Genomic DNA, 1,429 nt, shown 5'->3' with positions numbered 1-1,429 from the left:
GCAGGAACAGCACCCCGTCGCGGATGTCGGTGATCCGCACCGTCGCACGGACGCGGCCGCGCGGGGTGGAGATCTCGGCGTAGTCGCCGGCGGTCAGCCCGGCGGCCGCGGCGTCGCCCGCGCTGATCTCCACCCACACCTCGGGCGCGGCGGCGTCGAGCTCCGGTGCCCGGCCCGTCTTGGTGCGCGTGTGGAAGTGATAGAGGGTGCGTCCGGTGATCAGATGCAGCGGGTGGTCGTCGTCGGGTCTCTCGTGCGCCGGCAGGTACGGCGCGCCCTTGAGCATCGCCCGTCCCTCCGGGTTGAACACCTTGTACTCCTGCGCGTTCTTCGGGGCGCCCGTGACCAGGTCGCGGCCGTAGTTCTCGCACACGTCGGGGTGGGCCCAGAACCGGCCGTCGGTGTAGAGACGTTCGGTGCCGTCCGGGTTCTCCTCGTTGCACGGCCACTGCACACCGGACTCGCCGCGCAGCTTGTCGTAGGTCAGGCCCGTGTAGTCGCACAGGCGCCCGCGGCTGCACTCCTTCCAGGCGTCGAACGCCGACTCCGGATCGTGCCAGTGCACGAGCGGGCTGCCATCCTTGCCGCGCAGATCGAGTCGGCGGGCGTAGTCGAGGAAGATGTCCAGGTCGGCCTTGGCCTCACCGGGCGGCTCGACGGCCTTCTCGGACAGGTGCACGGTGCGGTCGACGTTGGTGAACGTGCCGGTCTTCTCCCCCCAGGTAGCGGCGGGCAGCACGACGTCGGCCAGCTGGGCGGTCTCGGTGAGGAAGATGTCCTGAACCACCAGCGTGAGCCGCTCCTGCGACAGGATCGAGCGGATCCGGTGCAGCTCGGGCAGTGACACCGCCGGGTTGGTCCCGCTCACCCACAGCAGGCGCAGCGAGCCGTCCTCGACGTAGCGCATCATCTGCATGGCGTGCGTGGGGGCGGTGTAGTGCGGGATCGCCATCGGGTCGACGTTCCACACCGACGCCAGGTCGTCGATGTGCGAGGGGTTGGACCAGTTCCGGAAGCCCGCCAGGTCACCGTCCGCCCCACACTCGCGGGTGTTCTCCGCCGTGGGCTGGCCGTTCATCTGCAGCACGCCGCAGCCGGGCCTGCCCAGCATGCCGCGCAGGAGGTGGATGTTGTTGACCTGGATCGACGCCGCCGCGGCCTGATGCGACTGGTAGAAGCCCTGCAGCACGGTCGACATCAGCTTCTCCGCGCCCGCGAGCAGCCGCGCGGCCTCCCGGATCCGCCCGGCCGGGACGCCGCAGATCTCGGCGGCCCACTCGGGTGTGCAGTCGGCGACCTGCCCGGCCAGCGAGTCGTAGCCCACCGTGTGCGAGTCCACGTAGTCGCGGTCCACGGCGTCGGACTCGATGAGCTCGTGGATGAGCGCGTTCATCAGCGCCATGTTGGTGCCGGGCAGCGGCGCCAGGTG

Annotated in this window: 1 protein-coding gene; it reads right to left on the bottom strand. The window is 70.3% G+C overall.

Translation table 11 applies throughout. From position 1 onward, the window contains the following. The coding region (locus tag ACWIE7_RS19250) for a molybdopterin oxidoreductase family protein (RefSeq protein WP_454070344.1) at positions 1-1,429 on the bottom strand (1,429 nt) is incomplete at both ends.

The organism is Dietzia sp. NPDC055343 (assembly GCF_053645265.1).
The sequence above is the reverse complement of the archived record's forward strand: the minus strand, read 5'-3'. Positions and strand labels throughout refer to the sequence as shown.